Origin of the sequence: Ewingella americana (assembly GCF_006438725.1) — a bacterium.
GTDB classification, from domain to species: domain Bacteria; phylum Pseudomonadota; class Gammaproteobacteria; order Enterobacterales; family Enterobacteriaceae; genus Ewingella; species Ewingella americana_A.
On record NZ_RCZD01000017.1, the window covers coordinates 50,773 to 74,605 of the forward strand.

The 23,833-nt window shown below is 52.8% G+C and carries 22 protein-coding genes and 1 tRNA gene; 14 read left to right on the top strand and 9 right to left on the bottom strand.

What is annotated here, in order from left to right:
* Positions 1 to 8: 8 nt before the first annotated feature.
* From EAH77_RS22650 to EAH77_RS22660, 3 genes are read left to right on the top strand one after another with little or no spacing between them, the layout of a single operon-like run.
* On the top strand, positions 9 to 623 hold the full coding sequence (locus EAH77_RS22650; protein ID WP_140475342.1) for a methylthioribulose 1-phosphate dehydratase: 615 nt from the start codon (positions 9 to 11) through the stop codon (positions 621 to 623).
* Complete coding sequence (gene mtnC / locus EAH77_RS22655) at positions 620 to 1,306, top strand: acireductone synthase (protein WP_140475344.1); 687 nt, start codon at positions 620 to 622, stop codon at positions 1,304 to 1,306. The genes EAH77_RS22650 and mtnC overlap by 4 nt, the downstream gene beginning before the upstream one ends.
* 12 nt (positions 1,307 to 1,318) lie before the next feature.
* The gene (locus EAH77_RS22660; protein WP_140475346.1) at positions 1,319 to 1,864 is read left to right on the top strand and encodes a 1,2-dihydroxy-3-keto-5-methylthiopentene dioxygenase; all 546 of its coding nucleotides are present in this window, start codon (positions 1,319 to 1,321) and stop codon (positions 1,862 to 1,864) included.
* Between the two features lie 744 nt (positions 1,865 to 2,608).
* Here the strand turns inward: EAH77_RS22660 and EAH77_RS22665 are convergent.
* From EAH77_RS22665 to mtnA, 4 genes are all read right to left on the bottom strand, one after another.
* Positions 2,609 to 3,271: a DUF799 domain-containing protein gene (locus EAH77_RS22665; protein WP_140475348.1), complete on the bottom strand. Its 663-nt coding sequence runs from the start codon at positions 3,269 to 3,271 to the stop codon at positions 2,609 to 2,611.
* Positions 3,268 to 3,639: a DUF4810 domain-containing protein gene (locus EAH77_RS22670; protein ID WP_431306788.1), complete on the bottom strand. Its 372-nt coding sequence runs from the start codon at positions 3,637 to 3,639 to the stop codon at positions 3,268 to 3,270. The genes EAH77_RS22665 and EAH77_RS22670 overlap by 4 nt, the downstream gene beginning before the upstream one ends.
* A 24-nt stretch (positions 3,640 to 3,663) precedes the next feature.
* Positions 3,664 to 4,329 carry a CsgG/HfaB family protein gene (locus EAH77_RS22675; protein ID WP_140475352.1) on the bottom strand — a complete coding sequence of 222 codons (666 nt, stop codon included), beginning with the start codon at positions 4,327 to 4,329 and terminating at the stop codon, positions 3,664 to 3,666.
* Positions 4,330 to 4,665: 336 nt separating this feature from the next.
* A complete protein-coding gene (gene mtnA, locus EAH77_RS22680; protein WP_140475354.1) occupies positions 4,666 to 5,694 on the bottom strand; it encodes an S-methyl-5-thioribose-1-phosphate isomerase in 1,029 nt (342 codons plus the stop codon).
* Between the two features lie 113 nt (positions 5,695 to 5,807).
* Between mtnA and mtnK the strand changes: the two genes are divergently transcribed.
* Both mtnK and EAH77_RS22690 read left to right on the top strand, forming a co-directional pair.
* Positions 5,808 to 7,007 (top strand): S-methyl-5-thioribose kinase, encoded by a 1,200-nt coding sequence (gene mtnK, locus EAH77_RS22685; protein ID WP_140475356.1) that lies wholly within the window; start codon positions 5,808 to 5,810, stop codon positions 7,005 to 7,007.
* Between the two features lie 106 nt (positions 7,008 to 7,113).
* On the top strand, positions 7,114 to 7,602 hold the full coding sequence (locus tag EAH77_RS22690; protein WP_140475358.1) for a DUF1456 family protein: 489 nt from the start codon (positions 7,114 to 7,116) through the stop codon (positions 7,600 to 7,602).
* Between the two features lie 192 nt (positions 7,603 to 7,794).
* Here the strand turns inward: EAH77_RS22690 and fadE are convergent, their stop codons facing one another.
* Positions 7,795 to 10,251: an acyl-CoA dehydrogenase FadE gene (fadE, locus tag EAH77_RS22695; RefSeq protein ID WP_140475360.1), complete on the bottom strand. Its 2,457-nt coding sequence runs from the start codon at positions 10,249 to 10,251 to the stop codon at positions 7,795 to 7,797.
* Positions 10,252 to 10,499: 248 nt separating this feature from the next.
* On the opposite strand from fadE, the gene lpcA reads away from it, so the two are divergent.
* Positions 10,500 to 11,081, top strand: a complete 582-nt coding sequence (lpcA, locus tag EAH77_RS22700; protein WP_140475362.1) for a D-sedoheptulose 7-phosphate isomerase — start codon at positions 10,500 to 10,502, stop codon at positions 11,079 to 11,081.
* Between the two features lie 26 nt (positions 11,082 to 11,107).
* Positions 11,108 to 11,875, top strand: a complete 768-nt coding sequence (locus EAH77_RS22705) for a class II glutamine amidotransferase (protein WP_140475364.1) — start codon at positions 11,108 to 11,110, stop codon at positions 11,873 to 11,875.
* Here the strand turns inward: EAH77_RS22705 and dpaA are convergent.
* Positions 11,846 to 12,571 (bottom strand): peptidoglycan meso-diaminopimelic acid protein amidase, encoded by a 726-nt coding sequence (gene dpaA, locus EAH77_RS22710; protein ID WP_140475366.1) that lies wholly within the window; start codon positions 12,569 to 12,571, stop codon positions 11,846 to 11,848. The two genes, EAH77_RS22705 and dpaA, sit on opposite strands and share 30 nt — an antisense overlap.
* A 320-nt stretch (positions 12,572 to 12,891) precedes the next feature.
* Entirely contained in the window at positions 12,892 to 13,740 is an 849-nt protein-coding gene (locus tag EAH77_RS22715; protein ID WP_241673523.1) for a glycerophosphodiester phosphodiesterase family protein, read from the bottom strand.
* Between the two features lie 288 nt (positions 13,741 to 14,028).
* On the opposite strand from EAH77_RS22715, the gene dinB reads away from it, so the two are divergent.
* On the top strand, positions 14,029 to 15,087 hold the full coding sequence (gene dinB, locus EAH77_RS22720; protein WP_140475370.1) for a DNA polymerase IV: 1,059 nt from the start codon (positions 14,029 to 14,031) through the stop codon (positions 15,085 to 15,087).
* A 149-nt stretch (positions 15,088 to 15,236) separates the two neighbouring features.
* On the opposite strand, the gene EAH77_RS25275 is transcribed toward dinB, so the two are convergent.
* Positions 15,237 to 16,259, bottom strand: a complete 1,023-nt coding sequence (locus EAH77_RS25275; RefSeq protein ID WP_140475372.1) for an AarF/UbiB family protein — start codon at positions 16,257 to 16,259, stop codon at positions 15,237 to 15,239.
* A gap of 344 nt (positions 16,260 to 16,603) precedes the next feature.
* Positions 16,604 to 18,064, bottom strand: a complete 1,461-nt coding sequence (gene pepD, locus EAH77_RS22730; protein ID WP_140475374.1) for a beta-Ala-His dipeptidase — start codon at positions 18,062 to 18,064, stop codon at positions 16,604 to 16,606.
* Positions 18,065 to 18,472: 408 nt separating this feature from the next.
* On the opposite strand from pepD, the gene gpt reads away from it, so the two are divergent.
* The 6 genes from gpt (at position 18,473) to EAH77_RS22760 (ending at position 23,752) form a co-directional block, all read left to right on the top strand.
* Positions 18,473 to 18,931 carry a xanthine phosphoribosyltransferase gene (gene gpt, locus EAH77_RS22735; protein ID WP_140475376.1) on the top strand — a complete coding sequence of 153 codons (459 nt, stop codon included), beginning with the start codon at positions 18,473 to 18,475 and terminating at the stop codon, positions 18,929 to 18,931.
* 337 nt (positions 18,932 to 19,268) lie between these two features.
* Entirely contained in the window at positions 19,269 to 20,519 is a 1,251-nt protein-coding gene (gene frsA, locus EAH77_RS22740; RefSeq protein WP_140475378.1) for an esterase FrsA, read from the top strand.
* A gap of 63 nt (positions 20,520 to 20,582) precedes the next feature.
* A complete protein-coding gene (crl, locus tag EAH77_RS22745) occupies positions 20,583 to 20,984 on the top strand; it encodes a sigma factor-binding protein Crl (protein WP_140475380.1) in 402 nt (133 codons plus the stop codon).
* 141 nt (positions 20,985 to 21,125) lie between these two features.
* Positions 21,126 to 22,229, top strand: coding sequence for a glutamate 5-kinase (gene proB / locus EAH77_RS22750; RefSeq protein ID WP_140475382.1), 1,104 nt, complete (start codon positions 21,126 to 21,128; stop codon positions 22,227 to 22,229).
* Between the two features lie 36 nt (positions 22,230 to 22,265).
* Positions 22,266 to 23,519, top strand: a complete 1,254-nt coding sequence (proA, locus tag EAH77_RS22755; protein WP_161985846.1) for a glutamate-5-semialdehyde dehydrogenase — start codon at positions 22,266 to 22,268, stop codon at positions 23,517 to 23,519.
* Between the two features lie 157 nt (positions 23,520 to 23,676).
* Positions 23,677 to 23,752, top strand: a tRNA-Thr gene (locus EAH77_RS22760).
* Positions 23,753 to 23,833 lie beyond the last annotated feature (81 nt).

The window sequence follows — 23,833 nt, forward strand, 5'->3', positions numbered from 1 at the left end:
GGATCATCATGTCAGAAAATAGACAACTGGGCGCATTGACCGCAGCCTGTCACTGGATTGGTCAAAAGGGCTGGAGCCCGGCGACCGGCGGTAATATGTCGGTGCGCGAGGGTGAGGAATATTGCCTGATCAGCGAATCCGGCAAAGATAAAGGCACGCTCACCGAACAGGATTTTCTGCTGGTGGAACTGGAAAGCGGCAGGGCCCCCGGCGGGCGCAGACCGTCGGCGGAAACCGGCCTGCATACGCTGCTGTACCGCCTGTACCCGCAGGTTGGCGCGGTGCTGCACACGCATTCTGTGAATTCCACCGTGCTGTCACGCGTCGAGCGCAGCGGTGGAGTGGTGCTGGAAGGCTACGAAATGCAAAAGTCACTCAGCGGCCAGACGACGCATCTCGACCAGGTGGTGATCCCCATTTTCGATAACAGCCAGGACATTGCTGCGCTGGCGCAAAAAATTGCCGCCAGCGCAGAAAAAACGCCACTGCAATACGGATTTCTGCTGCGCGGCCACGGCCTGACCTGCTGGGGCAAAGACGTCGCCGAAGCGCGCCGTCATCTTGAAGGGCTGGAGTTTTTATTCCAGTGTGAACTGCAACGCCGACTGCTGGAGGCTAAATGATCCGCGCGATTATCACCGATATTGAAGGCACTACCACCGACATCCGCTTTGTGCATCAGGTGCTGTTCCCCTATGCCCGCGAACGTCTGGCCGAGTTTTTGCGTACCCAGCATGAACAGCCGGAGGTGGCGGCGGCACTCGATGCACTGCGGGCTGAAATTGATCGCCCGCAGGCCAGCGTGGAGGCGCTTACCGAAAAGCTCTACGCCTATATGGATGGCGATGTGAAGTCCACGGCGCTGAAAGTGTTGCAGGGCATTATCTGGCGCAGCGGCTATGAAAACGGTGATTTTCGTGGGCATCTTTACCCGGATGTTGCGCCGCAATTGCAGGCATGGCATCAGCAAAATCTGCGGCTTTGCGTGTATTCCTCCGGCTCGGTGGAGGCACAAAAACTGTTGTTCGGCTACAGCGACGAGGGCGACCTGACGCCACTGTTCAGCGATTATTTCGACACCCGCGTCGGTGCCAAACGCGAAACAGAGTCTTACCAGAATATCGCCGAGCAACTGATCCTCCCACCGGAAGATCTGCTGTTCCTCTCGGATATTCGCCAGGAACTGGACGCTGCCCGCTTAGCCGGCTGGCACACCTGTCAGTTGATCCGCGATGACGCCGATACATTAAGCGATCATCTGCAGGTTAATCGTTTTGATCAGATAGCCTTAGAAACATTCTTATAAAGAGGGTTGACCATGAGTGCTTTGACTATTTTTAGCGACCAGGATCCTTCCGCGCCAATCTGGCACAGCCGTGACGGCGGGGAAATTGCAACGGAACTGAACAAGATCAACGTGCGTTTTGAGCGCTGGCAGGCCGACCGTGAGCTGGGTGACAACCCGCAGCCTGCGGATGTGATCAGTGCTTATCAGCATGAAATCGACAAGCTGGTGGCCGAGAAGGGCTATCAGAGCTGGGATGTGATCAGCATGCGCCCGGACAATGAACAGCGCGAGGTACTGCGTACTAAGTTCTTGTCTGAGCACACGCACGGCGAGGATGAAGTGCGTTTCTTTGTCGACGGTGCCGGGCTGTTTTGCCTGCATCTGGAAGGCAAAATCTTCCAGATCCTGTGTGAGAAGAATGACCTGATTTCTGTTCCTGCCAACACCCGCCACTGGTTCGACATGGGCGGTTCCCCGTCGTTTACGGCGATTCGCCTGTTCGATAATGTCGAAGGCTGGGTGGCGCATTTTACGGGCGATAAAATCGCGGATGAATACCCGAGGCTCGGGGAGTAAGCCTTTTAGAAAGGCTTTTAAATCTTTTTAAATTCTCAAATTCAAATTCAAATTCAAATTCAAGGTCGTGGGCTCGCCGCCCACACGGGCCCAAAGGAGGTTTAAACGAACCTCCTTTGGAATCCTGCGTTTTTTAACTGCGCGCTATCGCTGAATCGGGATGGCCGTGTTTCAGGCACTTCCGTTATCGCCGTAAAATGTCATCGCTCCGCGATCCCCGGCTGCGGGTTCGAGCCAACGGTAAAAACGTTGTCTCTCCACCGACTTGCCGGTGACATTTTGAACACGGCCGGAGCTTTTTAAATTCAAATTCAAAACCAGAGCTATCTTTATCTTTATCTTTTAAAAATGCCTGGGCCGCGTTCAAAACGACGTCGAGGGAGAGGCGCAAAACCGCGAGTCTTTTTGCGCGGGTTGAAGCCCGAACTGAGAGAACCGCGCAGCGGCGGAGTTTGCGGCTATAACAACGGTGACTGAAACACGGCCATTGTGACCAGCGCAGTTGCTGTTTTTAAAAGAGCCGGAGATTCTTAAGAGGCGCGGCGATAGGCGCCTCTTAAGGCCAGTTTGGGTGGCAACCCAAGGTCTTGAACTTGAATTAAAAAGCGAGCTCCGGACCGTAACCCGAAATCCGCCCGGTGTGGGCCGACGCCCACGACCCTGACCTTGAATTAAAAAGCGGATTTCGGACCGTAATCCGAAACCCGCCAGCCAGTTTCAATGGCAGCTCAAAACCATCAGGTCTTAGCGAGCAGCTTCCTTCCCATAGTTAGACGAACGCGGTCCATACAGCATGCCGTTTGGCGTGCCAGCACTGAGCAGGCGGCTGCCGGTCAGTACAGCGACGTCATGGCTCTTATCCGTCATGGTATTGGCGATTTGAGTGACGGCAGCCTGAACCAGCAGGCCAATAATACTACCGTTGTTGTTATTTTGGTCTTCATTGCTGGATGCGGTCGCGGTACCGCTCCACAACAGTTTACCGTTGCGTAAATCTACCAGTTTGGCGTTAGCGGTTACGCGGGTATCGCTGGAGATGACTTTATAGCTGCTGCCGTAATCGGTGATATCGATATACAGTGCGGCGTCGGCACCGAAGATTTGACGCAGTTTCGCGACGTTAACCGCGCGAATGTCTTCCGGCGATGTCATGCCGTTTTGTTTGAAGGTTTCGTCAACGACGGCAACCGGGAAAACGTAATAACCGTCTTCAGCCAGTGGCATGGTGATCACAGATGACACACTGTGACTGGCATTGATATCAGGAGAGTGGTTTACCGGCGGCAATACCAAAATGGATTTGGGTTTGCTCTCTTTAAACGCGGTGTAATCGTAAGAAACCGGTTTGGCACAGCCGGTTAATACCAGTGTGATCAGCGCTGCGCTCAGCAGGAATAAACGTTTCATTTTATGCTCCCTTTATTTTTTTTCAGCAGGAAGTCCATATATGCCGCTGACTCTGGAAATAATGTTTTCTCAGTATTGAATTCCTGGAATGCCTGATCGGTATGACCGGTATTGGCGTAAAGTAATCCAAGCTGCGCGTGCAGACCCGGTGGTACCAGTTTGTTGGTCGCGCGGGATTTTTCAATGGACTCTTTCAGTGAGGCAATTTGCTGCTCTGGCCCTACTTTGTCACTCTGATAATATTGATAAACCGTCGCCTGATATTGATCCCAGTTATAGACAGTTTTAGGATGACTTGCGCAGCCCGCTAATAATAACGCCAGGGTAATAAGTCCGCCTTTCATCCACGTACTTTTGTTTTTACTCATGCTCATTTTTATAATATCCGTATATTAATTAGCAGGACGCCATGCGCCGCTTTCGATTCCATTAACCAGATTATTCACCGCTTCGCGGATCGCGAGATCGAGAACCTTGCCGTTTAATGTGGAGTCATAACTTGCCGTGCCGCCAAAACCGATAACTTCACGGTTGGACAGGCTGTATTCGCCCGCGCCCTGTGAGGAATAAACCACTTCTGACGTCTGTACATTGACGATATTCAGGTTGACTTTGGCATAAGCGATTTGTTGCTTGCCGCGGCCCAGAATGCCCCACAGCTGGTTATCGCCCACTTCTTTGCGGCCGAACTCGGTCACGTCGCCGGTAATGATGTAATTCGCGCCTTTCAGCGTTTGTGCTTTACCCTTGATACCCGCTTCTTCTTTGATCTCTTCCATATTGGTGCGATCGAGAACGTTGAAGCGCCCGGTTTGTTGCAGGTCAGTCACCAGAATGGTTTTGGACTGATTACCCAGACGGTCGACACCGTCAGAGAAAATGCCGCTCATATAGCTGGAGCGGTTATCAAATTTACCCACCGCAATAGGGCTACGTGGGCCATTATATTGCGTATTATAAGAGGCCACTTTCGCCACCGCTAAAGTCCGCGAAGACTCCGTCGCACAACCACTCAGTGTTGCCGTAGCAACCAGCGCAATTAATAGTGTTTTTCTCATGTACCTATCCTTTGTCCACGTCGTTTTTTTTATTTACCTGCAAGAGGGGCTTCACGTTTTGGCATGATTAAGCGTAAAGGCCCCGGGTGTTTATCGGCCTATTAATGGAAAACATTAATGTTTAATTAAAGGAATTAATGCCTGCGGAATAAATCGGCCTTTGCATAAAACAGGGGGGGCACAGTGGCAGGAAATGCTATTTGAGCGAGGGTGATTATCTTTGTGGTATTTAATGTGGTTTAAAAATAGCCAAAAAAATATTTTTCACTAAATGTTGTTAACATTTTATTAATAATCACCAGCGGGGCGGGTGAGGGATTTCCCGCCTGGCTGTGATTATTTTAAGGGAGTCTGGAATATACCTTGCTGGACTTGCGCGGGGCTGACTATGCCGATATCCAGCACCCAGCCGCTAATTAACGCGGCAGGTGTAACGTCAAACGCCGGGTTATAAACCTTAGCATCCAGCGGTGCCCATTGCACTGAGCCAAAGCTGCCGGAGACACCGGTGACTTCGCGCGGATCGCGCTGTTCGATGGGGATGGCGGCCCCGTTCTGGCAGTGCGGATCATGAGTGGTGTGGGGGGCGGCGACATAAAAAGGGATGCCGTGGAATTTCGCCAGCACCGCCAGGCTGTAGGTGCCGATTTTATTGGCGACGTCACCATTGGCGGCGATACGGTCAGCGCCGACCCAAATGGCATCGACGCTGCCCTGCGCCATTAAACTGGCGGCCATCGAGTCACAAATCAGCTGATAAGGGATGCCCAACTCGCCGAGTTCCCAGGCGGTTAAACGCCCGCCCTGTAACAACGGGCGCGTCTCATCGACCCACACCTGTTCAACGTTACCTTGCTGATGGGCGCGGGAAATCACCCCCAGCGCGGTTCCCACGCCCGCCGTGGCCAGCCCGCCCGTGTTGCAGTGGGTCAGCAGGCGGCTACCGGGTTTTACCAGCTTCGCGCCGTGGTCGGCAATGCTGTTGCACAGTGCGCGGTCTTCATCCACCAGCCGCAGTGCTTCGGTGACAAGAGCAGGAACGAAATGGGTTTGTGTCAGCACGGCCTTCATGCGGTCCAGATTATTCATCAGGTTGACGGCAGTCGGGCGGGATTCACGCAGGGTGTCCAGCGCCTGATGCAGCTCGGGTTGAGGCATTCCCCCTTCGGCCAGCAGCGCCAGCAACAGACTGGCTGAAAGGCCAATCAACGGGGCGCCGCGCACGCGCAGGGTGCGGATATGGTCAACCAGCGCGGCAACATCCGGGCAGGGACGCCAGTCGGATTGCTGCGGCAGTGCCTGCTGGTCGAGGATCCACAGCTGGTTTTCTCGAACTCGTAAACTGGTGGTTGTGAGATTTTTCATTGTTGGTTAAACCTTTGTTGCTCAGTTGCATCTGTTTGCTTATTCTGCCAACATGCTTGACGGATGTATAGACGTCTGGACGTTTTATTAAGCATTGAATTTGAGAGGTCGCGATGTCCCGCTATTACACGTTTACTGCTGCAGATGCCGTTGAATATGCCCGCCAGTTTGGCGGTGTTAAAGACCCGCAATCTCTGATTTCCGCTGACGAAATTGGCGACGGCAACCTGAATCTGGTGTTTAAAATCCGTGATACGGCGGGTGTGAGCCGGGTGATCGTCAAGCAGGCGTTGCCGTATGTGCGCTGCGTCGGTGAGTCCTGGCCGCTGACGCTGGACCGGGCGCGTATTGAAGCGGAAACGCTGGTCGCGCACGGTAAATTCGCACCACAGCACACCGTAAGAGTACTGCATCACGATGCGGAACTGGCGGTGATGGTGCAGGAAGATCTCTCCGATCACGCCATCTGGCGCAGTGAACTGGTGCAGGGCAAACATTACCCGCAGGCGGCCAGTCAACTGGGTGAATACCTGGCGCAGACGTTGTTTCACACCTCAGATTTCTACCAGAACGCCCAGTTTAAGAAAGCCGAAGTGGCGCGTTTTAGCAACCCTGAACTCTGCCAGATCACCGAAGATCTGTTCTTCACTGATCCTTACGTTGATCACGAGCGCAATAATTTCGATCCTATTTTGCAGCCCGACGTTGACGCGCTGCGTGCTGACAAACCGCTGCGGTTGGCGGTGGCGTCACTCAAACACCGTTTCCTCAGTAAGGCCGAAGCGCTGCTGCACGGCGATATTCACAGCGGTTCGATTTTCGTGGCAGACGGCAAGCTGAAGGCCATTGACGCAGAGTTCGGCTATTACGGCCCGATCGGTTTTGACCTTGGTTCGGCAATGGGCAATGTGTTGCTCAATTACTGTGGTTTGCCGGGGTTGGTGGCAGTGCGCGAAGCGGCGGATGGGCGCGAGCAGCGCCTGAATGATTTACGTGCGCTGTGGCTGAGTTTCTCCGAGCGTTTCCTGCAATTGGCGCGTGATGAATCACAGGATCCGTCACTGGCTGAAGAGGGCTATACGGAGCAGTTCCTGCAACAGGTATGGCATGACGCGGTGGGGTATTGCGGCGCTGAACTTATCCGCCGCACCATCGGGCTGGCGCACGTCGCGGATCTGGATAATATCAATGATGACGCCATGCGCGCCGACTGCCAGCGCCATGCGCTGAGTCTCGGGCAGAAGCTGATCCTGACCGCCGGGCAGATTGACGATATTGAGTCACTGATTGCCCGCATCCGTCAGTTCAGCTAAAACCGTCTGTTTCCTGTATAATGCCCGGCTTCGAGGTGCGAACATTATTTAGGGTGTAAGCCCGGTGGCATTTCCTCGGTTTACTCCATAACAGGAACACAGAATTATGATGCATAACGACGTCTTGCGCAGCGTGCGCCACATGCTGAATGTAAGCGAAGGCCAACTGATTGAGATCCTCAAAACGACCGGCACGCCAGTCAGCCCGGACGTGATGTCACGCTATTTGAAGAAAGACGATGAAGAAGGCTATATGGAAGTGCCTGACGAAGTGATGGCGAACTTTCTGAATGGCTTGATCACCTTCAAACGTGGCAAAGATGACCGTTTCCCGGTGCCGGAAGTGGAAAAACACGTGACAAATAACATCATGCTGAAGAAACTCCGCGTGGCGTTTGAGCTGAAAACTGAAGATATGCTGAGCGTGTTGGCTGCAGCAGACTTCAAAATGTCCGAAGGCGAACTGAGCGCGTTTTTCCGCAAAGAAGGCCATAAGAACTACCGCCCATGCGGCGATCAGGTTCTGCGCTATTTCCTGAAAGGCCTGACTACTCGCGTGCGCCCACAGACGCAAACGCCAACTAAAAAAAGCTAAGTGCGATAAGTGCTGAGTTGTCCGGGGCTCTGTAAGACTGAGATACACGGGGCGACCACGGGGTAGGGCGTTCCTGCGGAAACCCTATCCCCGTGTTTCCCCTAAAATCCGGCATGATCAAAAAGCCCAAAGGAAAAGCCTGAGTGTGTATCGCACTCAGGCTTTTTTGTTTATTAATGACAGGACCGAAGATCAGGCGGCTTCAGTGTGGCGCGGTTTGGCCTCTTTCTTCACTTCCTGTTGCGGCTTTTTTGCCGCCAGTTCATCCGCTTCAAACTCATCGACGTTAATCGAACGCAGACGGCTCTCTTCGGCGCGGCTTAGAATGCGGGCTTCGTCAGGGGTCAGGTGACCGGCATCGAGGCCTTTCTGCGCCAGAATATCCAGACGGGTGAAGGAGAGTTTTTTGCCCATCGCATCACTGAGACGTTTATGTACCGGCTCGGCGGCGATGATATCCGCCAGTGCCGCCTCCAACTGCCCAATCGGGTTATGTTCGCTGGCTTCGAAGAACTGACCACGACCAATGCGGCTGCGGGTGGCGGACGGCACTTGCAGAATGCGCGCCAACTGGTGGTCTAACTGGTCAGACGGCGCAGCATGTGCACGGCCCAGCGGGAAGATCACCAGACGCATGACTCCGGCGACAAGGCGGTTCGGGAAGTTGCGCAGCAGGTCGTCGATGGCGATCTCTGCCTGATTCAGACAGTCCTGCACACCCCAGTGCACCAGCGGTAAATCCTCTTCGTGACGGCCTTCTTCCTCATAGCGTTTCAGGGTGGCGGAAGCCAGGTACATTTGGCTCAGAATATCCCCCAGTCGCGCCGAGATACGTTCACGGCGTTTCAGGCTGCCGCCCAGGACGCCCATCGAGACATCTGACAGCAGCGCCAGGTTGGCACTCAAACGGTTGATGTGCTGGTAGTAACGCGCCGTGGCGTCTTTAGCCGGTGTTGCACTGGTACGGCCATTGGTCAGCCCCAGCCAGAAGCTGCGCATTTTGTTGCTGCCGACGTGGCCGATATGGCCGAACAGTGCACGGTCAAAATCTTGCAGGTTATTACTTTCCGCCGCCGCCATTTCACGCAGTACATATGGATGGCAGCGGATCGCGCCCTGGCCGAAGATGATCATGCTGCGGGTCAGAATGTTGGCGCCTTCTACGGTGATAGCAATCGGTGCGCCCTGATAGGCACGGGCCACGAAGTTGCTTTTACCGAGCATAATGCCTTTACCGCCGGTGATGTCCATGGCGTCCATCACCGCACGCTGGCCGCGATGGGTACAGTGGTATTTAACGATAGCCGACAGCACGGCGGGTTTTTCACCAAGCATAATGCCGTTGGTGATAAGCGTGGCGGCGGCATCCATCACGTAAGCATTACCGGCAATGCGCGCCAGCGGCTCTTCGATCCCTTCCATTTTACCGATCGGCAGTTTGAACTGACGGCGGATATAGGCATAAGCGCCGGTCGCCAGCGCCAGCGATTTCAGGTTACCTGTGGCATTGGATGGCAGGGTGATACCACGGCCAACCGACAGACATTCAACCAGCATACGCCAGCCCTGACCGGCCATTTTTGGGCCGCCAATGATGTAGTCGATAGGCACGAAAATGTCGTTACCGCGTGTCGGGCCATTTTGGAACGGCACATTGAGCGGGAAGTGGCGATGGCCGATTTCGACACCTTGGGTATCGGTTGGGATCAGCGCACAGGTGATGCCGAGCTCAACGGTTTCACCCAGCAGGTGATCCGGGTCTTGCAGTTTAAACGCCAGGCCGAGCACGGTGGCGACAGGCGCCAGCGTAATGTAGCGCTTGTTCCAGGTCAGGCGCATCCCCAGCACTTCTTTGCCTTCCCACTGGCCTTTACACACGATACCAACGTCAGGAATGGCACCCGCATCGGAACCCGCTTCCGGGCTGGTCAGTGCGAAGCATGGAATTTCCAGACCCTGCGCCAGTCGTGGCAGGTAGTGATCTTTTTGCGCGTCAGTCCCGTAATGTTGCAGCAGTTCGCCCGGGCCGAGGGAGTTCGGTACGCCGACGGTGATCGCCAGAATGCCTGAGATACCAGCCAGTTTCTGCAATACGCGGGCCTGAGCATAAGCGGAGAATTCCAGACCGCCGTACTCTTTTTTGATGATCATCGCGAAGAAGCGGTGTTCTTTCAGGTACGCCCACAGCTCTGGCGGCAGGTCAGCCAGTTCGTGGGTGATTTCGAAATCATTCGCCATGCGGCAGGCTTCTTCCACCGGGCCGTCAATAAAGGCCTGCTCTTCATCAGTGAGGTGCTGTTGCGGGTAATCCTGCAACTTTTTCCAGTCAGGCGTGCCGCTGAACAGATCGCCTTCCCACCAGGTGGTTCCGGCTTCAATGGCCTCTTTTTCCGTGCGTGACATTTCAGGCATCACTTTACGAAAGGCGCGCAGGGCCGGAGCGGAGAACAGTGAACGGCGCAGTGCCGGAATGTTGAACGGCAGCAAAATGATCACCAGCGGCACCAGCAGCCACAGCGTCCATAAATGAATGGCGCCCATGGCGGCGGTAAAGGCCGCGACCACCAGGCTGCTCAGTGGCAAGTTGACGCGGTGATAGAACAGCACACCGATGATAACCAATAGGGCGACAATGCTAAGAACCATCATGATAAAGCTCCTGAGTTGTAGGAGGTCTGACCTGTTAGGTGGATGTATTGGTTTTAGTCCAGGTCCATTTCTTTATCAATACATTTACATCTTAATTACAACTTGGCTCACAAACCGACAGCACGAAGGGCTAAAATCAGAAACTATCCGATTCATTACCCCTTCATGGCTTCTCGGTGTTTCGGCGATCCGTTACACTGCGAGACGGAACATCTTATTGCTGCAAATGGACATAAAAAGAGGCTGCCATGTACCAGGATATTATCCGTAGTGAACTGAACGAAGCTGCTGACACGCTGAACAAATTCATCAGCGACCCGGCTAACATTGAATCAATTCAACGTGCTGCCGTACTGCTGGCGGACTCCTTCAAAGCCGGTGGGAAAGTCATTTCCTGCGGCAATGGCGGGTCACACTGTGACGCTATGCATTTCGCTGAAGAGCTGACGGGTCGTTACCGTGAAAATCGCCCTGGCTATCCGGCAATCGCTATTTCTGATGTCAGCCATATCTCCTGCGTCGGTAACGATTTCGGATTTGACCATATTTTCTCACGCTACGTGGAAGCGGTCGGTCAGAAGGGCGATGTGCTGTTTGGTATCTCCACCTCTGGTAATTCCGCCAACGTCATCAAAGCGATTGAAGCCGCGCGTGCCAAAGGCATGAAAGTCATCACCCTGACAGGCAAGAACGGCGGCAAGATGGATGGCTCAGCTGACGTGGAAGTCCGCGTACCGCATTTCGGCTTCGCCGATCGCGTGCAGGAAATTCATATCAAAGTGATTCATATCCTGATTTTACTGATCGAAAAAGAGATGGCGAAAGCCTAAGGCTTTTGGCTTAAAGGAGGCTGGTGATGTGCGAATTGCTCGGGATGAGCGCTAACGTTCCTACTGATATCTGTTTCAGTTTCAGCGGATTAGTGCAGCGCGGTGGCGGGACAGGCCCGCATAAAGATGGCTGGGGTATTACTTTCTACGAAGGTAATGGTTGCCGCACCTTTAAAGACCCGCAACCGAGTTTTAATTCGCCCATTGCCCGCCTGGTTCAGGAATACCCGATCAAATCCTGCGCGGTGATTTCCCATATCCGTCAGGCTAATCGTGGTGAAGTGTCGCTGGAAAATACCCATCCTTTTACCCGCGAACTGTGGGGCCGTAACTGGACGTACGCCCATAACGGCCAACTGCGCGGTTACCGCCAGCTCAATACCGGCACCTTGCGGCCGATTGGCCAGACCGACAGTGAATTCGCCTTCTGCTGGTTGCTGCATAAACTGACCGAGCGCTATCCGCGCACGCCGGGTAACTGGCCGTCGGTGTTTCGCTATATCGCGTCTTTGGCTGATGAGTTACGCCAGAAGGGGGTGTTTAACATGCTGTTGTCGGACGGACGGTTTGTCATGGCCTACTGCTCGACCAATCTTTACTGGATCACGCGGCGCGCACCGTTTGGCAAGGCAACGTTGTTAGATCAGGATGTGGAAATAGATTTTCAGCAGCAGACGACACCGGATGATGTCGTCACTGTGATCGCTACCCAACCTCTAACGGGTAACGAAACCTGGAACAAGATTGCTCCAGGTGAGTTCGCCTTATTTCACTGTGGTGAACGCCAGCTGTGATGCCAGTGGGTTCACTTTCACCGGAGCGGTAAGTACATACTTACCTGCGCTGACCACTACATTCGGCGGCGTATGGTTTTTCTGGAAATAATCATAACCAGGTTTCAGCTCGTTCCAGAAACTGATGTACGACGAGTTTTTGTGCGCGACCATGTTGGCGTCAGTCATGCGGAATGGATAGATGCTGATCTGCACGTTACGCTGACCAAGCTGGAAGGCTGCCTGCACGTAAGTGAAAATTTCATCCATATACCGGTCAGTCATCGCGTAACAGCCAATAGACTTGCAGTTGCCGTGGATCATCAGATACTTTCCAGAATAACCCTGAGCAACGTCGTAATCATTCGGGAAGCCGATGTTAATCGCACGATAGAATTTGCTGTCAGGTTTTAAGTGATGCATATCCACACTGTAAAAACCTTCAGGGCTTTTGAAATCCCCTTCACGGCGTTTATTGCCTAATCCGCCAGAGAAATCACAAATACCGTAGATGCCAATCAGGCGATATTCGCCCTGAAGTTCGGCATAAAGTTCAAGCTTACGTTCCTGCTTGAAGATTTGAATATAGACGGGGGAGCCTAAGAGCTTTTGCTTAAGTGCCTGATCTACCGGGGCTGGCTCACTGGCGGCCGCTGTTCCGAGGGTAAATAGAGGTAAACTGAGGAGCATCGCAAGTAACAGCGCGATTCGGATCATTCTTCTTCCTGCTATTAAAAAATGCCCGCCATATTTCAAGTTGCAGATCTATTGACTGTCTTGCTGCACTCGAATTACTTAGGGAATAGGTCTGATTATTTTGTCTACAGATACCAGGATCTTTAAGACCGCCACTGATGTACAATCGACACGAAACATGCGTGATTCGCTGCCATATTAATACTGATGATTTTTTTAGCAATGGTGCTGAGAATAATTTCCCTTATAACCTCATAAAAAATGATTCAGGTTATTTTTTGTACACCGAACTGGGCGCAATCCGTGCGATATTCCCGGCGTGGCCGCCGGGAGCATTAACGTCAACGCGGGATCTTGGTGAAGTCAGCCGGAGAGTTGACCAGAACGCCGTCGGCACCCAACGTTTTGGCCTGCTGATAATCAGCCTGATCATTTATCCCAATCAAAATAATGTGCGCCTCACCCTGTGAGCGGAAACAATCCATGGCTTCTTTATCCCATTCGAGCGTCGCTTTTGAGCGCGCTTCGCCCAGCGTGTATTTCTCCACTACTTCCACATCACGTTTCATTTCCAGCGCATACCAGCGGCCTTGCTTCTCCGGCTTAATCTGACATTGATGGGCCATAGTGATGTTGGCGAGCGCAGTACGTGTCAAATCACGGCTTTCAAAACGCGGCAGCGTGGCGGGCAGGGCTTCAAGGTACTTTGTATCGGTAGAGTAGATGCGGGTTCTTGCCAGGCTATGCGTCTCTTGTAGTACCTTGTCCAGCGCCGTAGCCATTTTGTCCGGGGCGGCGTCCGGGGTTTTTATGTCGATATAGAAGGTGGTTTTTGGAAAAGCTTTCAACACGCTTTCCAGCGTGGGAATACCGATATTTTTGCCGCGATAGGGATGTGCTTCACCAGAACCGAACGCCCATCCTGCATCCATTTTGGCTAATTCTGCCGCTGTATAATGTGAGACCAGTCCTTGCTGATTCGTGAGCGTTTTCAGGTCTGACGGGCGGTAAAGCACCGGAATGTTATCGCCGGAGAGCTGCGCGGTTATCCAGATGGCGTCGGCACCGTTTTTCAGCGCCAGCGTGATCGCGGGAAGGGTGTTTTCCGGTGCATCGGCAGTCCCCCCTCGGTGGGCGATAATTTGTGGCGCATGGGCAACAGGCGCGGCGAAAGCGACAGGTGACAACATGCAGCCGGACACTAAAGCACTGAGCAATAATCGTTGAGGCGTTTTCATCTTGGCGGGTTCCATTACGTTGAAGAGGAGTCGCGGGCCAATATACGGATTGATTGTTGAAAAAATATTATAGTAATCACAAAAATTGGTTATAAATTAATAATTAATCTTAAAAATAACTTATCCATGCAAATGATGAATGAATGATATTTTGTTATTTTCTTGTTTGATGAATAGAGTGGCGCTGACTTGAATTCCCCGTTTATAGCTGTATACTTATACAGTATCTGTGGGAGGGCTATGCGCAAAATTATTCATGTCGATATGGACTGCTTCTTTGCCGCCGTGGAAATGCGCGACGACCCTTCCCTGCGCGACATTCCGATCGCCATTGGCGGTAGCCGCGATCGCCGTGGTGTCATCAGTACCGCCAATTATCCGGCGCGTAAATTCGGTGTCCATAGCGCAATGCCCACCGGGATGGCGCTGAAACTCTGCCCGCACCTTAAAGTGATCCCTGGCAGAATGGAGGCTTATAAAGAGGCCTCCAACCATATTCGCGACATCTTCTCCCGCTACACTTCCTTGATTGAGCCGCTTTCGCTCGACGAAGCCTACCTCGATGTTTCCGACACCACCTCATGCAGTGGCTCGGCCACGCTGATTGCGGCAGAGATCCGTCAGGCGATTTCCGATGAAATCAATCTCACCGCTTCTGCGGGCATTGCGCCCATCAAGTTTTTGGCAAAAATCGCTTCGGATCTCAACAAACCTAACGGCCAGTACGTGATAACCCCCGACCAGGTGGCTGCGTTTCTGCTGGATCTGCCGCTGAGTAAAATTCCTGGTGTCGGTAAAGTCACGGCCCAACGATTACAGGAGCGTGGTCTGGTGACCTGCGGCGACGTGCAACGTTATGACCTGGCGCAACTGCTGAAAAACTTTGGTAAATTTGGCCACATACTTTGGGAGCGTTGTCAGGGGATTGATGAGCGCGGCGTGTCGCCGGAACGGCTGCGTAAATCAGTCGGCGTCGAGCGCACGCTGGCGGAAGATATTCACCGTTGGGAAGAGTGCGTGGCGCTGATTGAACGTCTCTTCCCTGAGCTGGAAAGGCGCCTCGGTAAAGTTAGCCCGGAACTGCGCATTGCGCGGCAGGGGGTAAAGCTCAAGTTTCATGACTTCCAGCAAACCACGCAGGAACACGTCTGGCCTGTGCTCAACAAAGAAGATTTACTGAAAGTGGCGCGGGAAGCCTGGGAACAGCGGCGTGGCGGGCGGGGCGTGAGGCTGGTGGGGCTGCATGTAACGCTGCAGGACCCGCAGATAGAGCGGCAGCTGCTGCTGCCCTGGGAATAAATCACCGTCACCTTTCTTAAAGTTTGATCACATCATGAGGAAATGAAGGCCTTCGCTTCCTCATGATTAAAAATCAGTATTTACATTCTATTAAGAACCGAGGTCCGTCTGCGGAAGGGGGAATGTACAACGGATACGGCAACATATCCTCAGAAAACAGGTTTGAAACCAACTCTGGTTAGTTCCTTTAAAGTCATGTTTCCTGTAGGACTGTCTTTGCCAAGAGAAAAATCTAATGTTTGAATACAAGAAAAGTATTTTGACTTCATTTCAGGGGGGATGTAGTTGTATCCGCCTTTAATATAATCGTGAACTATTCCTTTTTTCACTTCTTTATCTAGAGCATTTAACCCTCGCAGAGTAAAAACAAGACCAAAATCTACAGGGATTATATCGCCACTCTCATTTTTTATAAAGTTGCCTGGGTTAGGATCACCCATAAAAAAACCTTTGCTATACATGTTTTTTACCCCAGTAATGACTTCTGAAAATTCAGGGGTCTTTCCTTTTACAAAAGGCATTTTAATGTGTTTATCTATAATGATTGCATCGGAGGAAACCCTATCTGTCAGTTTATAATATTCATTACACATATTCACTTCATGAATGGCTTCATTGATATTAAAGTTTTTGATTTTTTTTATGATAAAATCACCGTCCCTATAGACATTTCCTCTTGCTCCCTTACCAATTAACTGCAAATTATCGTTAATATTATTAACAGGGCCAACAGGGCCAACAGGGCCAACAGGGCCAACAGGGCCAACAGGGCTAACAGGGCTAACAGGGCTAACAGGGCTAACAGGGCTAACAGGGCTAACAGGATGAGCAGGGTAAACCGGGTGAGCATGGCCACTTTGTATTAATAGTTTATTAGCATTATCTTCCCACGCACTGATCTGATTTTTAATAAAAGATTCACTTTTCGAGCTCTTAATTTCTTTGAAGTGCTTAATTAATCGGGAAACACTATTGTGGTTGATGTTTCGTACATCAACTTCTTGTCCAAAAATAAAATTGGCTTCACCATGTTTTAAATCATACTGGATACTTACTACATTGATCAATTTCATTAAGGATTTATTTGACAGGCTGTTATTGTTTTCTTTTTTTCTAATGGCACTTTGTAAACAATCAAGGTGCTGGTTTATTTTTTCTTTGAAAAAAAACATTCTATTAGTCCTTTAATATGGTTGTTTAACATCAATGATATTGACGTCATCAATATTATCAATGCCATCAATATAATTAATGTCATACTGGTAAGTCGAAAACTTCGATAATATAACATGAGCTTGTGGGGTTATTTCAATAGAGGAAAAAAATAAAGGTATAAATGGACTTTGATTTCACCCACCATGAATAGACAGGTGTTAAGCGAGTATATCCAATAAGAGATATCAGTGTAGGTACGGCAATGAAAGTTAGCTTATGTTTTAGTGAACATAGAACTAATGACTTTCACTGCCGCTTTCTATTGGATCACAATAAAAAGTGATTAACCAATTTAAAACAATCACTTACGCTCAGGAATCGCTTTCAGCAGCGCCGTCAGCAACTGCCAGTAAAGGCCAACGCTTTCGATATGAACCTGTTCGTCCGGCGAGTGTGGCCCGGTGATGGTCGGCCCGATGGAGACCATGTCCATGTTCGGGTACGGTTTTTTGAACAGACCGCACTCCAGACCGGCGTGGATCACCATGATGTTCGGGGTTTTATCGAACAGCTGCTGGTAAGTTTCACGCACCAGCGTCATTACCGGTGAGCTTGGCTCAGGTTTCCAGCCAGGGTAGCTGCCTTTCGCCAGTGTCTTCGCGCCCGCCAGTTTACCGAGTGAATCCAGCATGCTCACCACGTACTCTTTACCGCTGTCGATAAGCGAACGGATCAGGCTGTTGATCGCCACTTCGTCATCTTTCATGGTAACAACGCCGACGTTCAGCGAAGTTTCGACCACGCCTTTGACGTCGTCACTCATGCGGATCACGCCGTTAGGTGTCGCGTTGAGCAGTGCAATGAAGCCGTTTTGGCTTGCTACGCTCAGTGCTGTGGCTGGGCTTTCAGTCGCTTCAACCACCAGGGCGATTTTCTTCTCAACCGCTGACAGTTCAAACTGAAGGGTAGCCAGGAACTCCTGCGCCGCCGCTTTCAGTGTGTCAACGTTGCCCGCAGCAACTGCCAGCGTCACGATAGCTTCGCGTGGGATCGCATTACGCAGCGTGCCGCCGGTAAAGTCCAGCAGGCGCAAGCCGAGGGTATCTGCGTGCTCTGCCAGGAAACGCGCCAGCAATTTGCTGGCATTGCCAAGGCCCAGGTGAATTTCAGCGCCGGAGTGGCCGCCTTTCAGCCCTTTTAGCGTCAGCTTCAGCGTGCTGTAGCCAGCCGGTACGGCTTCGCGGGTCAGGGGCAGGGTGGCAGTAAAATCAATCCCGCCAGCGCAACCCATGTAGATTTCGCCTTCGGTTTCGGAATCGGTGTTGATCAGGATCTCAGACTGTAACCAGTTCGGTTGCAGGCCAAATGCACCCGCCATGCCGGTTTCTTCGGTCATGGTCAGCAGCACTTCCAGCGGGCCGTGTTCAACGGAGTCATCAGCAATAACGGCCAGCGCAGACGCCAGACCGATGCCGTTGTCAGCACCCAGCGTGGTACCACGGGCTTTTACCCAACCGTTTTCGATAAACGGCTGAATCGGATCTTTAGTGAAGTCATGAACGGTGTCGTTGTTCTTTTGCGGCACCATATCGAGATGGGCTTGCAACGCCACCGGCTTACGGTTTTCCATACCTTTGGTGGCAGGTTTGCGCAGCAGGATGTTACCGACTTCGTCACGCTCAGCGTGGATACCCTTTTCCTGCGCCCATTCAACGATGTGTTTCGCCAGGGCTTCTTCATGGTAAGAAGGGTGCGGAATTGAACAGACTTTGGCAAAAATATCCCACAGCGGTTGTGGCGAAAGTTGAGACAGTTCAGACACTATAAGTCTCCTGTAACAGTCAGCTCAGTCAGATGCTATGTGCAGGTGAATTGATTGAGAAACTGTAGGTTTAAGGTTAATGGATCCCCGCCGATGAATGTGGCGAATGGCCTGACAGAATATCACTTAATCCTAACCTGTGCGCGTGGGCAGGCAGAAAATGCGCGGTTTTTGCGGACTATTGATACCATAACCGCTGGTTTTTGTGGGCCGGACTCACTATAATCCCGCGCAACCTTTTTCCCCCGAATACACCCGTCATACTTCAAATTGCAGATGCGTTGGCTCACCCGAATCCCTGACTTATGTCAGTTCATCGGGATTTGTTCACTTGCCGCCTTTCTGCAACTCGAATTATTTAGGGTTTAAATTTTTAGAAGCCGTCAATTCACTGGCTGGGATACCTTTATGAGCGAAAAATACGTTGTAACCTGGGATATGCTGCAAATCCACGCCCGCACGATGGCAAAGCGCCTGCTGCCGGCAGAACAGTGGAAAGGTATTATTGCCGTTAGCCGTGGCGGCCTGGTTCCTGCTGCTTTACTGGCGCGTGAACTGAGCATCCGTCACGTTGATACCGTCTGCATCTCCAGTTACGACCATGACAATCAGCGCGATATGCACGTGCTGAAACGCGCAGAAGGTGACGGCGAAGGCTTCATTGTGATCGATGATTTAGTGGATACCGGCGGCACGGCGAAAGCCATTCGCGAGATGTACCCGAAAGCCCATTTTATCACCATTTTCGCCAAACCTGCCGGTGCGCCGCTGGTTGACGATTATGTGATCGACATCCCACAGGACACCTGGATTGAACAGCCGTGGGACATGGGTGTTGTCTTCGTTCCTCCTTTAGTCGGCAAATAAATCCTCGTCATCCTTCTTGCTGTCTCGGCGTTGGCTGCCCTCGTCTCACCCCAGTCACTTACTGATGTAAGCTCCTGGGGATTTGCTCTGTTGCCGCCTGGATACGACTCGAATGATTTAGAGGAAATAGAGGAAATAGAGGAAATAGAGCATCTCTTCTAAATATCCTCTGAAACGCCCGGTTAATCGTCGGGCGTTTTGCTTTGGTTTTACCAACCTTTGATTTTAACAACAGTCCCATCCCGCTTGACCTCTCCCTTGTCTTCCCGCAACGTACTCCCTATATATAAATGGCAGAATCGCGTTCCCACAGTTTGCAAACGGAGGATATTGCACCATGGCACCCGTCAACCTTACGGAAAAACTGTTCAAACCCACCTTTAAATATCCTGAGACTTCAACGCTGGTTAACCGCGTTCATCATCATTACAGCGACACTTCGCTGCACTCTGCGCTGGAAGGGGATTCTGCGCCCAGCTGGTATCGCACCCTGAACCGCCTGATATGGCTGTGGCGCGGCGTTGATCCGATTGAAGTCGAAGAAGTGCTCTCACGCATTGCGGTGTCGACCTCCAAACACAGCGACGAGCGGCTGCTTGATACGGTGATTGGTTATCGCAGCGGTAACTGGATCTACGAATGGTCACAGCAGGGGATGGTCTGGCAGCAAAAGGCGCAGGAAACAGAAGATGTGAACCTTGCCAGCCAGTACTGGCTTAACGCCGCCAACTTTTATAGCATCGCCGGTTACCCGCACCTGAAAGGTGACACGCTGGCCGAACAGGCCCAGGTGCTTGCAAACAAAGCCTTTGAACAGTCTGCGCTGCATTCACCGTACCAGCTCAAAGAGATCGACTTTGCCATCGAGGGGGGCGCGCCGATCACCGGTTTCCTGCACCTGCCGAACGAAGGCAAAGCCCCGTTCCCGACCGTCATGGTGTGCGGCGGTCTGGACACCTTACAGTGCGACCATCAGCGTTTGTTCCGCGAATATCTGGCACCACGCGGCATTGCCATGCTGACGATCGACATGCCGTCGATCGGTTTTTCCGCCAAGTGGAAACTGACGCAAGACACCAGTTTCCTGCATCAGCAGGTGCTGGCTAAACTGGTCGATGTCGCCTGGGTCGATGCGACTAACGTCAGCCTGGTGGGTTTTCGCTTCGGCGCGAACGTAGCGGTGCGTCTGGCCTATCTCGAACCCCGCCGGATACGTGCGGTGGCGACGCTCGGCGCACTGGTACATACGTTGCTCTGCGACACCCAATGTCAGGAAAAAGTGCCTGACATGTATATGGACGTGCTTGCCAGCCGCCTCGGTATGTCAAATGCCTCGGACAGCGCGCTGAAGACCGAACTTAATCGGTATTCTCTGAAAACACAGGGTCTGCTTGGGCGCAGGACTTCCACCCCGATTTTAGCGGCTTACTGGGAAAGCGATCCCTTCAGCCCTAAGGAAGAATCGAGGCTGATTGCGGATTCTTCAGCGGATGGCAAACTATTAACCATCAAATCTGAGCCGCTTTTTCGCAACTTTGACCGTGCTTTGCATGAGATTTGCGACTGGCTGACGGCGAGAATGCGATAACTTAATAGTTGCTAATTCTTAACGTTTTGCTACAACTGATGGCTTACATATGGAGGTTGTACTATGACGTTACCAAGTGGTCATCCTAAAAGCCGGCTAATGAAACGTTTCGGTACTTTGGGACCCTATATCCGTGAAGGGAAGTGCGAGAACGATCGTTTCTTCTTCGACTGCCTGGCAGTCTGCGTGAATGTGAAGCCCGCGCCCGAGACACGTGAGTTTTGGGGCTGGTGGATTGAACTGCAAGCCGAAGTTGAACGTTTTACTTATGTTTATCACTTTGGATTGTTTGATAAAGACGGAAACTGGAAAGCGCAAAACATTAAAAATGCTGAAGTTCGGGACAGGCTGGAGACCACGCTGCGCGGTTTCCACAAGAACCTCAACGCCATGATTATTGATATGTCATTAAGGTTGGAGCCTGCCGAAGATTTTGTCGGCGAACCTTTAAAGCTGTCAGCCTGACATTTACGCTTTACTCCGCATAAGCTCCGCAATGTTGCGTTATGCCTTTGGGCATAACGCTTCTCTCCTTTTCCAAAGACAACAGCCCATCTCTTCATTTAAACTCTCATCAATATTTCTATTTTAAACGGCAGAATGATTATGAGTGGCAGCCAAACCTTGGTGGTAAAACTGGGCACCAGCGTGCTCACCGGCGGCTCACGTCGCCTTAACCGGGCTCACATCGTTGAGCTGGTTCGTCAGTGCGCGCAGCAACATGCGGCCGGGCATCGCATCGTTATTGTGACGTCTGGCGCGATTGCCGCCGGGCGCGAACATCTGGGCTACCCCGAACTCCCCGCCACTATTGCCTCCAAACAGCTGCTGGCCGCCGTCGGGCAGAGCCGTTTGATTCAACTGTGGGAACAGCTGTTCTCTATTTATGGCATCAACATCGGCCAGATGCTGCTGACCCGTGCTGACCTGGAAGATCGCGAGCGGTTCCTCAATGCGCGCGACACCATGAATGCGCTGCTCGATAACCACATCGTGCCGGTAATTAACGAGAACGACGCCGTAGCCACCGCCGAGATTAAAGTCGGCGATAACGACAACCTGTCAGCGCTGGCGGCTATTCTCGCCGGGGCCGACAAACTGCTGCTGCTGACCGACCAGCCGGGCCTGTTCACCGCCGACCCGCGCACTAACCCGCAGGCCGAGTTAATCCGCGAAGTCACCGCCATCGACGACGCCCTGCGTGGCATTGCCGGTGACAGCGTCTCTGGCCTCGGTACCGGCGGCATGGCCACCAAACTGCAGGCCGCCGATGTCGCCTGTCGCGCTGGTGTCGATACCATCATTGCCGCAGGCAGCCTGCCGGGCGTGATAGCCGACGTGATCAACGGCGTCTCGGTCGGTACTCGTTTCCACGCCATGCAAACACCGCTGGAGAACCGCAAACGCTGGATCTTCGGCGCGCCACCGGCGGGTGAAATCACCATTGATGACGGCGCCGTGGCCGCGATGCTCGAGCGCGGCAGTTCGCTGCTGCCGAAAGGTATACGCGAGGTGAAAGGCGACTTCTCTCGTGGTGAAGTGATCCGCATCCGTAGCCTTGCCGGGCGTGACCTGGCCCACGGCGTCAGCCGCTATAACAGCGACGCCATGCGCCTGATTGCCGGTCACCATTCCCAGCAGATCAGCGATATCCTCGGTTACGAGTACGGCCCGGTTGCCGTGCACCGTGACGACATGATTGTCAGTTAAGATTTTTAGTGAAGACTTTTTTTTAAGGACATACCCATGTTGAATGCAATGGGCAAGGCCGCCAGACAGGCCTCCTACCAGCTTTCCACCCTCAGCACCGCCGAGAAAAACCGTGCGCTGCTGGTGATTGCCGACATGCTCGAGGCCAACAGCCAGAGCATTATTCAGGCCAACGAACTGGACATGGCCACCGCCCGTGCCAGCGGCATGACCGATGCGCTGCTCGACCGTCTGCTGCTGACGCCCGCACGCTTATCGGCGATTGCCAGCGACGTGCGCGACGTCTGCCGCCTGAGCGATCCGGTCGGGCAGGTGATTGACGGCTCAACGCAGGACAGCGGGCTGCGGCTCGAACGACGTCGGGTTCCGCTCGGCGTGGTTGGCGTGATTTATGAAGCGCGGCCGAATGTCACCATTGATGTCGCCAGCCTGTGCCTGAAAACCGGCAACGCGGCCATTTTGCGCGGCGGCAAAGAGACGCACCATACCAACCAGGCCACGGTGAAAGTGATTCAGCAGGCGCTGGAGCAGTGCGGTTTGCCGAAGGCGGCGGTGCAGGCCATCGACAGCCCGGACCGTGCGCTGGTGGCCGAGATGCTGCGTCTGGATAAATACATCGACATGCTGATCCCACGCGGTGGTGCGGCGCTGCACAAGCTGTGCCGCGAGCAGTCCACCATTCCGGTGATCACCGGCGGTATCGGCGTGTGCCACACCTTTGTTGATGAAAGCGTGGACTTCGCCAAAGCGCTGACCGTGATTGAAAGCGCCAAAGTGCAGCGCCCGAGCGCCTGTAACAGCCTCGAAACGCTGCTGGTGCATCAGGCGATTGCCAGCCGCTTCCTGCCGGAACTGAGCGCCAAAATGCACGCCGCCGGCGTTACGCTGCACGCCAGCGAAGCCGCTATGCCGCATCTGCAAAACGGCCCGGCGAAGGTGGTGGCAGTGACGGAAGAAGATTACTCGGACGAATGGTTGTCGCTGGATCTCAACGTCACCGTCGTTGCCGACATCGACGCCGCCATCGCGCATATCCGCGCTTACGGAACTGAACACTCCGACGCGATCCTCACCCGTTCCATCAGCCAGGCCGACCGCTTTGTGAATGAAGTGGACTCCTCGGCGGTGTACGTCAACGCCAGTACCCGCTTCACCGACGGCGGCCAGTTTGGCCTCGGCGCTGAAGTGGCGGTCAGCACCCAGAAACTCCACGCCCGCGGCCCGATGGGGTTAGAAGCCCTGACGACTTACAAGTGGATTGGTTACGGGGATGATTTGGTTCGCCCATAACCGATGAGCACCGGTGAATTCTGACTGATGAAACCGGTGCGATAGCCCTAAAATGCAAGGGATGATGGGAAAAGCAGCAAACGCACTTTCCCACTATTGACTCACGCTGAAGATTTCAATAAATTACGCCACGTAGTCCCCCGCAGCACCTCAAAAAGCCGACTTAGCTCAGTAGGTAGAGCAACTGACTTGTAATCAGTAGGTCACCAGTTCGATTCCGGTAGTCGGCACCAAATTCACATCAACGGACCTCCATGTAGGTCCGTTTTTGCTTTGTATGACCTTCTAAATCAACCACTCTCACCAATTTCATC

What these genes read in the sequence shown, in the direction of transcription:
- EAH77_RS22650 (WP_140475342.1), top strand. Translation starts at nt 9, where the DNA reads ATGTCAGAAAATAGACAACTGGGCGCATTGACCGCAGCCTGTCACTGG.
- mtnC (WP_140475344.1), top strand. Translation starts at nt 620, where the DNA reads ATGATCCGCGCGATTATCACCGATATTGAAGGCACTACCACCGACATC.
- EAH77_RS22660 (WP_140475346.1), top strand. Translation starts at nt 1,319, where the DNA reads ATGAGTGCTTTGACTATTTTTAGCGACCAGGATCCTTCCGCGCCAATC.
- EAH77_RS22665 (WP_140475348.1), bottom strand. Translation starts at nt 3,271, where the DNA reads ATGAAACGTTTATTCCTGCTGAGCGCAGCGCTGATCACACTGGTATTA.
- EAH77_RS22670 (WP_431306788.1), bottom strand. Translation starts at nt 3,639, where the DNA reads ATGAGTAAAAACAAAAGTACGTGGATGAAAGGCGGACTTATTACCCTG.
- EAH77_RS22675 (WP_140475352.1), bottom strand. Translation starts at nt 4,329, where the DNA reads ATGAGAAAAACACTATTAATTGCGCTGGTTGCTACGGCAACACTGAGT.
- mtnA (WP_140475354.1), bottom strand. Translation starts at nt 5,694, where the DNA reads ATGAAAAATCTCACAACCACCAGTTTACGAGTTCGAGAAAACCAGCTG.
- mtnK (WP_140475356.1), top strand. Translation starts at nt 5,808, where the DNA reads ATGTCCCGCTATTACACGTTTACTGCTGCAGATGCCGTTGAATATGCC.
- EAH77_RS22690 (WP_140475358.1), top strand. Translation starts at nt 7,114, where the DNA reads ATGATGCATAACGACGTCTTGCGCAGCGTGCGCCACATGCTGAATGTA.
- fadE (WP_140475360.1), bottom strand. Translation starts at nt 10,251, where the DNA reads ATGATGGTTCTTAGCATTGTCGCCCTATTGGTTATCATCGGTGTGCTG.
- lpcA (WP_140475362.1), top strand. Translation starts at nt 10,500, where the DNA reads ATGTACCAGGATATTATCCGTAGTGAACTGAACGAAGCTGCTGACACG.
- EAH77_RS22705 (WP_140475364.1), top strand. Translation starts at nt 11,108, where the DNA reads ATGTGCGAATTGCTCGGGATGAGCGCTAACGTTCCTACTGATATCTGT.
- dpaA (WP_140475366.1), bottom strand. Translation starts at nt 12,571, where the DNA reads ATGATCCGAATCGCGCTGTTACTTGCGATGCTCCTCAGTTTACCTCTA.
- EAH77_RS22715 (WP_241673523.1), bottom strand. Translation starts at nt 13,740, where the DNA reads ATGTTGTCACCTGTCGCTTTCGCCGCGCCTGTTGCCCATGCGCCACAA.
- dinB (WP_140475370.1), top strand. Translation starts at nt 14,029, where the DNA reads ATGCGCAAAATTATTCATGTCGATATGGACTGCTTCTTTGCCGCCGTG.
- EAH77_RS25275 (WP_140475372.1), bottom strand. Translation starts at nt 16,259, where the DNA reads ATGTTTTTTTTCAAAGAAAAAATAAACCAGCACCTTGATTGTTTACAA.
- gpt (WP_140475376.1), top strand. Translation starts at nt 18,473, where the DNA reads ATGAGCGAAAAATACGTTGTAACCTGGGATATGCTGCAAATCCACGCC.
- frsA (WP_140475378.1), top strand. Translation starts at nt 19,269, where the DNA reads ATGGCACCCGTCAACCTTACGGAAAAACTGTTCAAACCCACCTTTAAA.
- crl (WP_140475380.1), top strand. Translation starts at nt 20,583, where the DNA reads ATGACGTTACCAAGTGGTCATCCTAAAAGCCGGCTAATGAAACGTTTC.
- proB (WP_140475382.1), top strand. Translation starts at nt 21,126, where the DNA reads ATGAGTGGCAGCCAAACCTTGGTGGTAAAACTGGGCACCAGCGTGCTC.
- proA (WP_161985846.1), top strand. Translation starts at nt 22,266, where the DNA reads ATGTTGAATGCAATGGGCAAGGCCGCCAGACAGGCCTCCTACCAGCTT.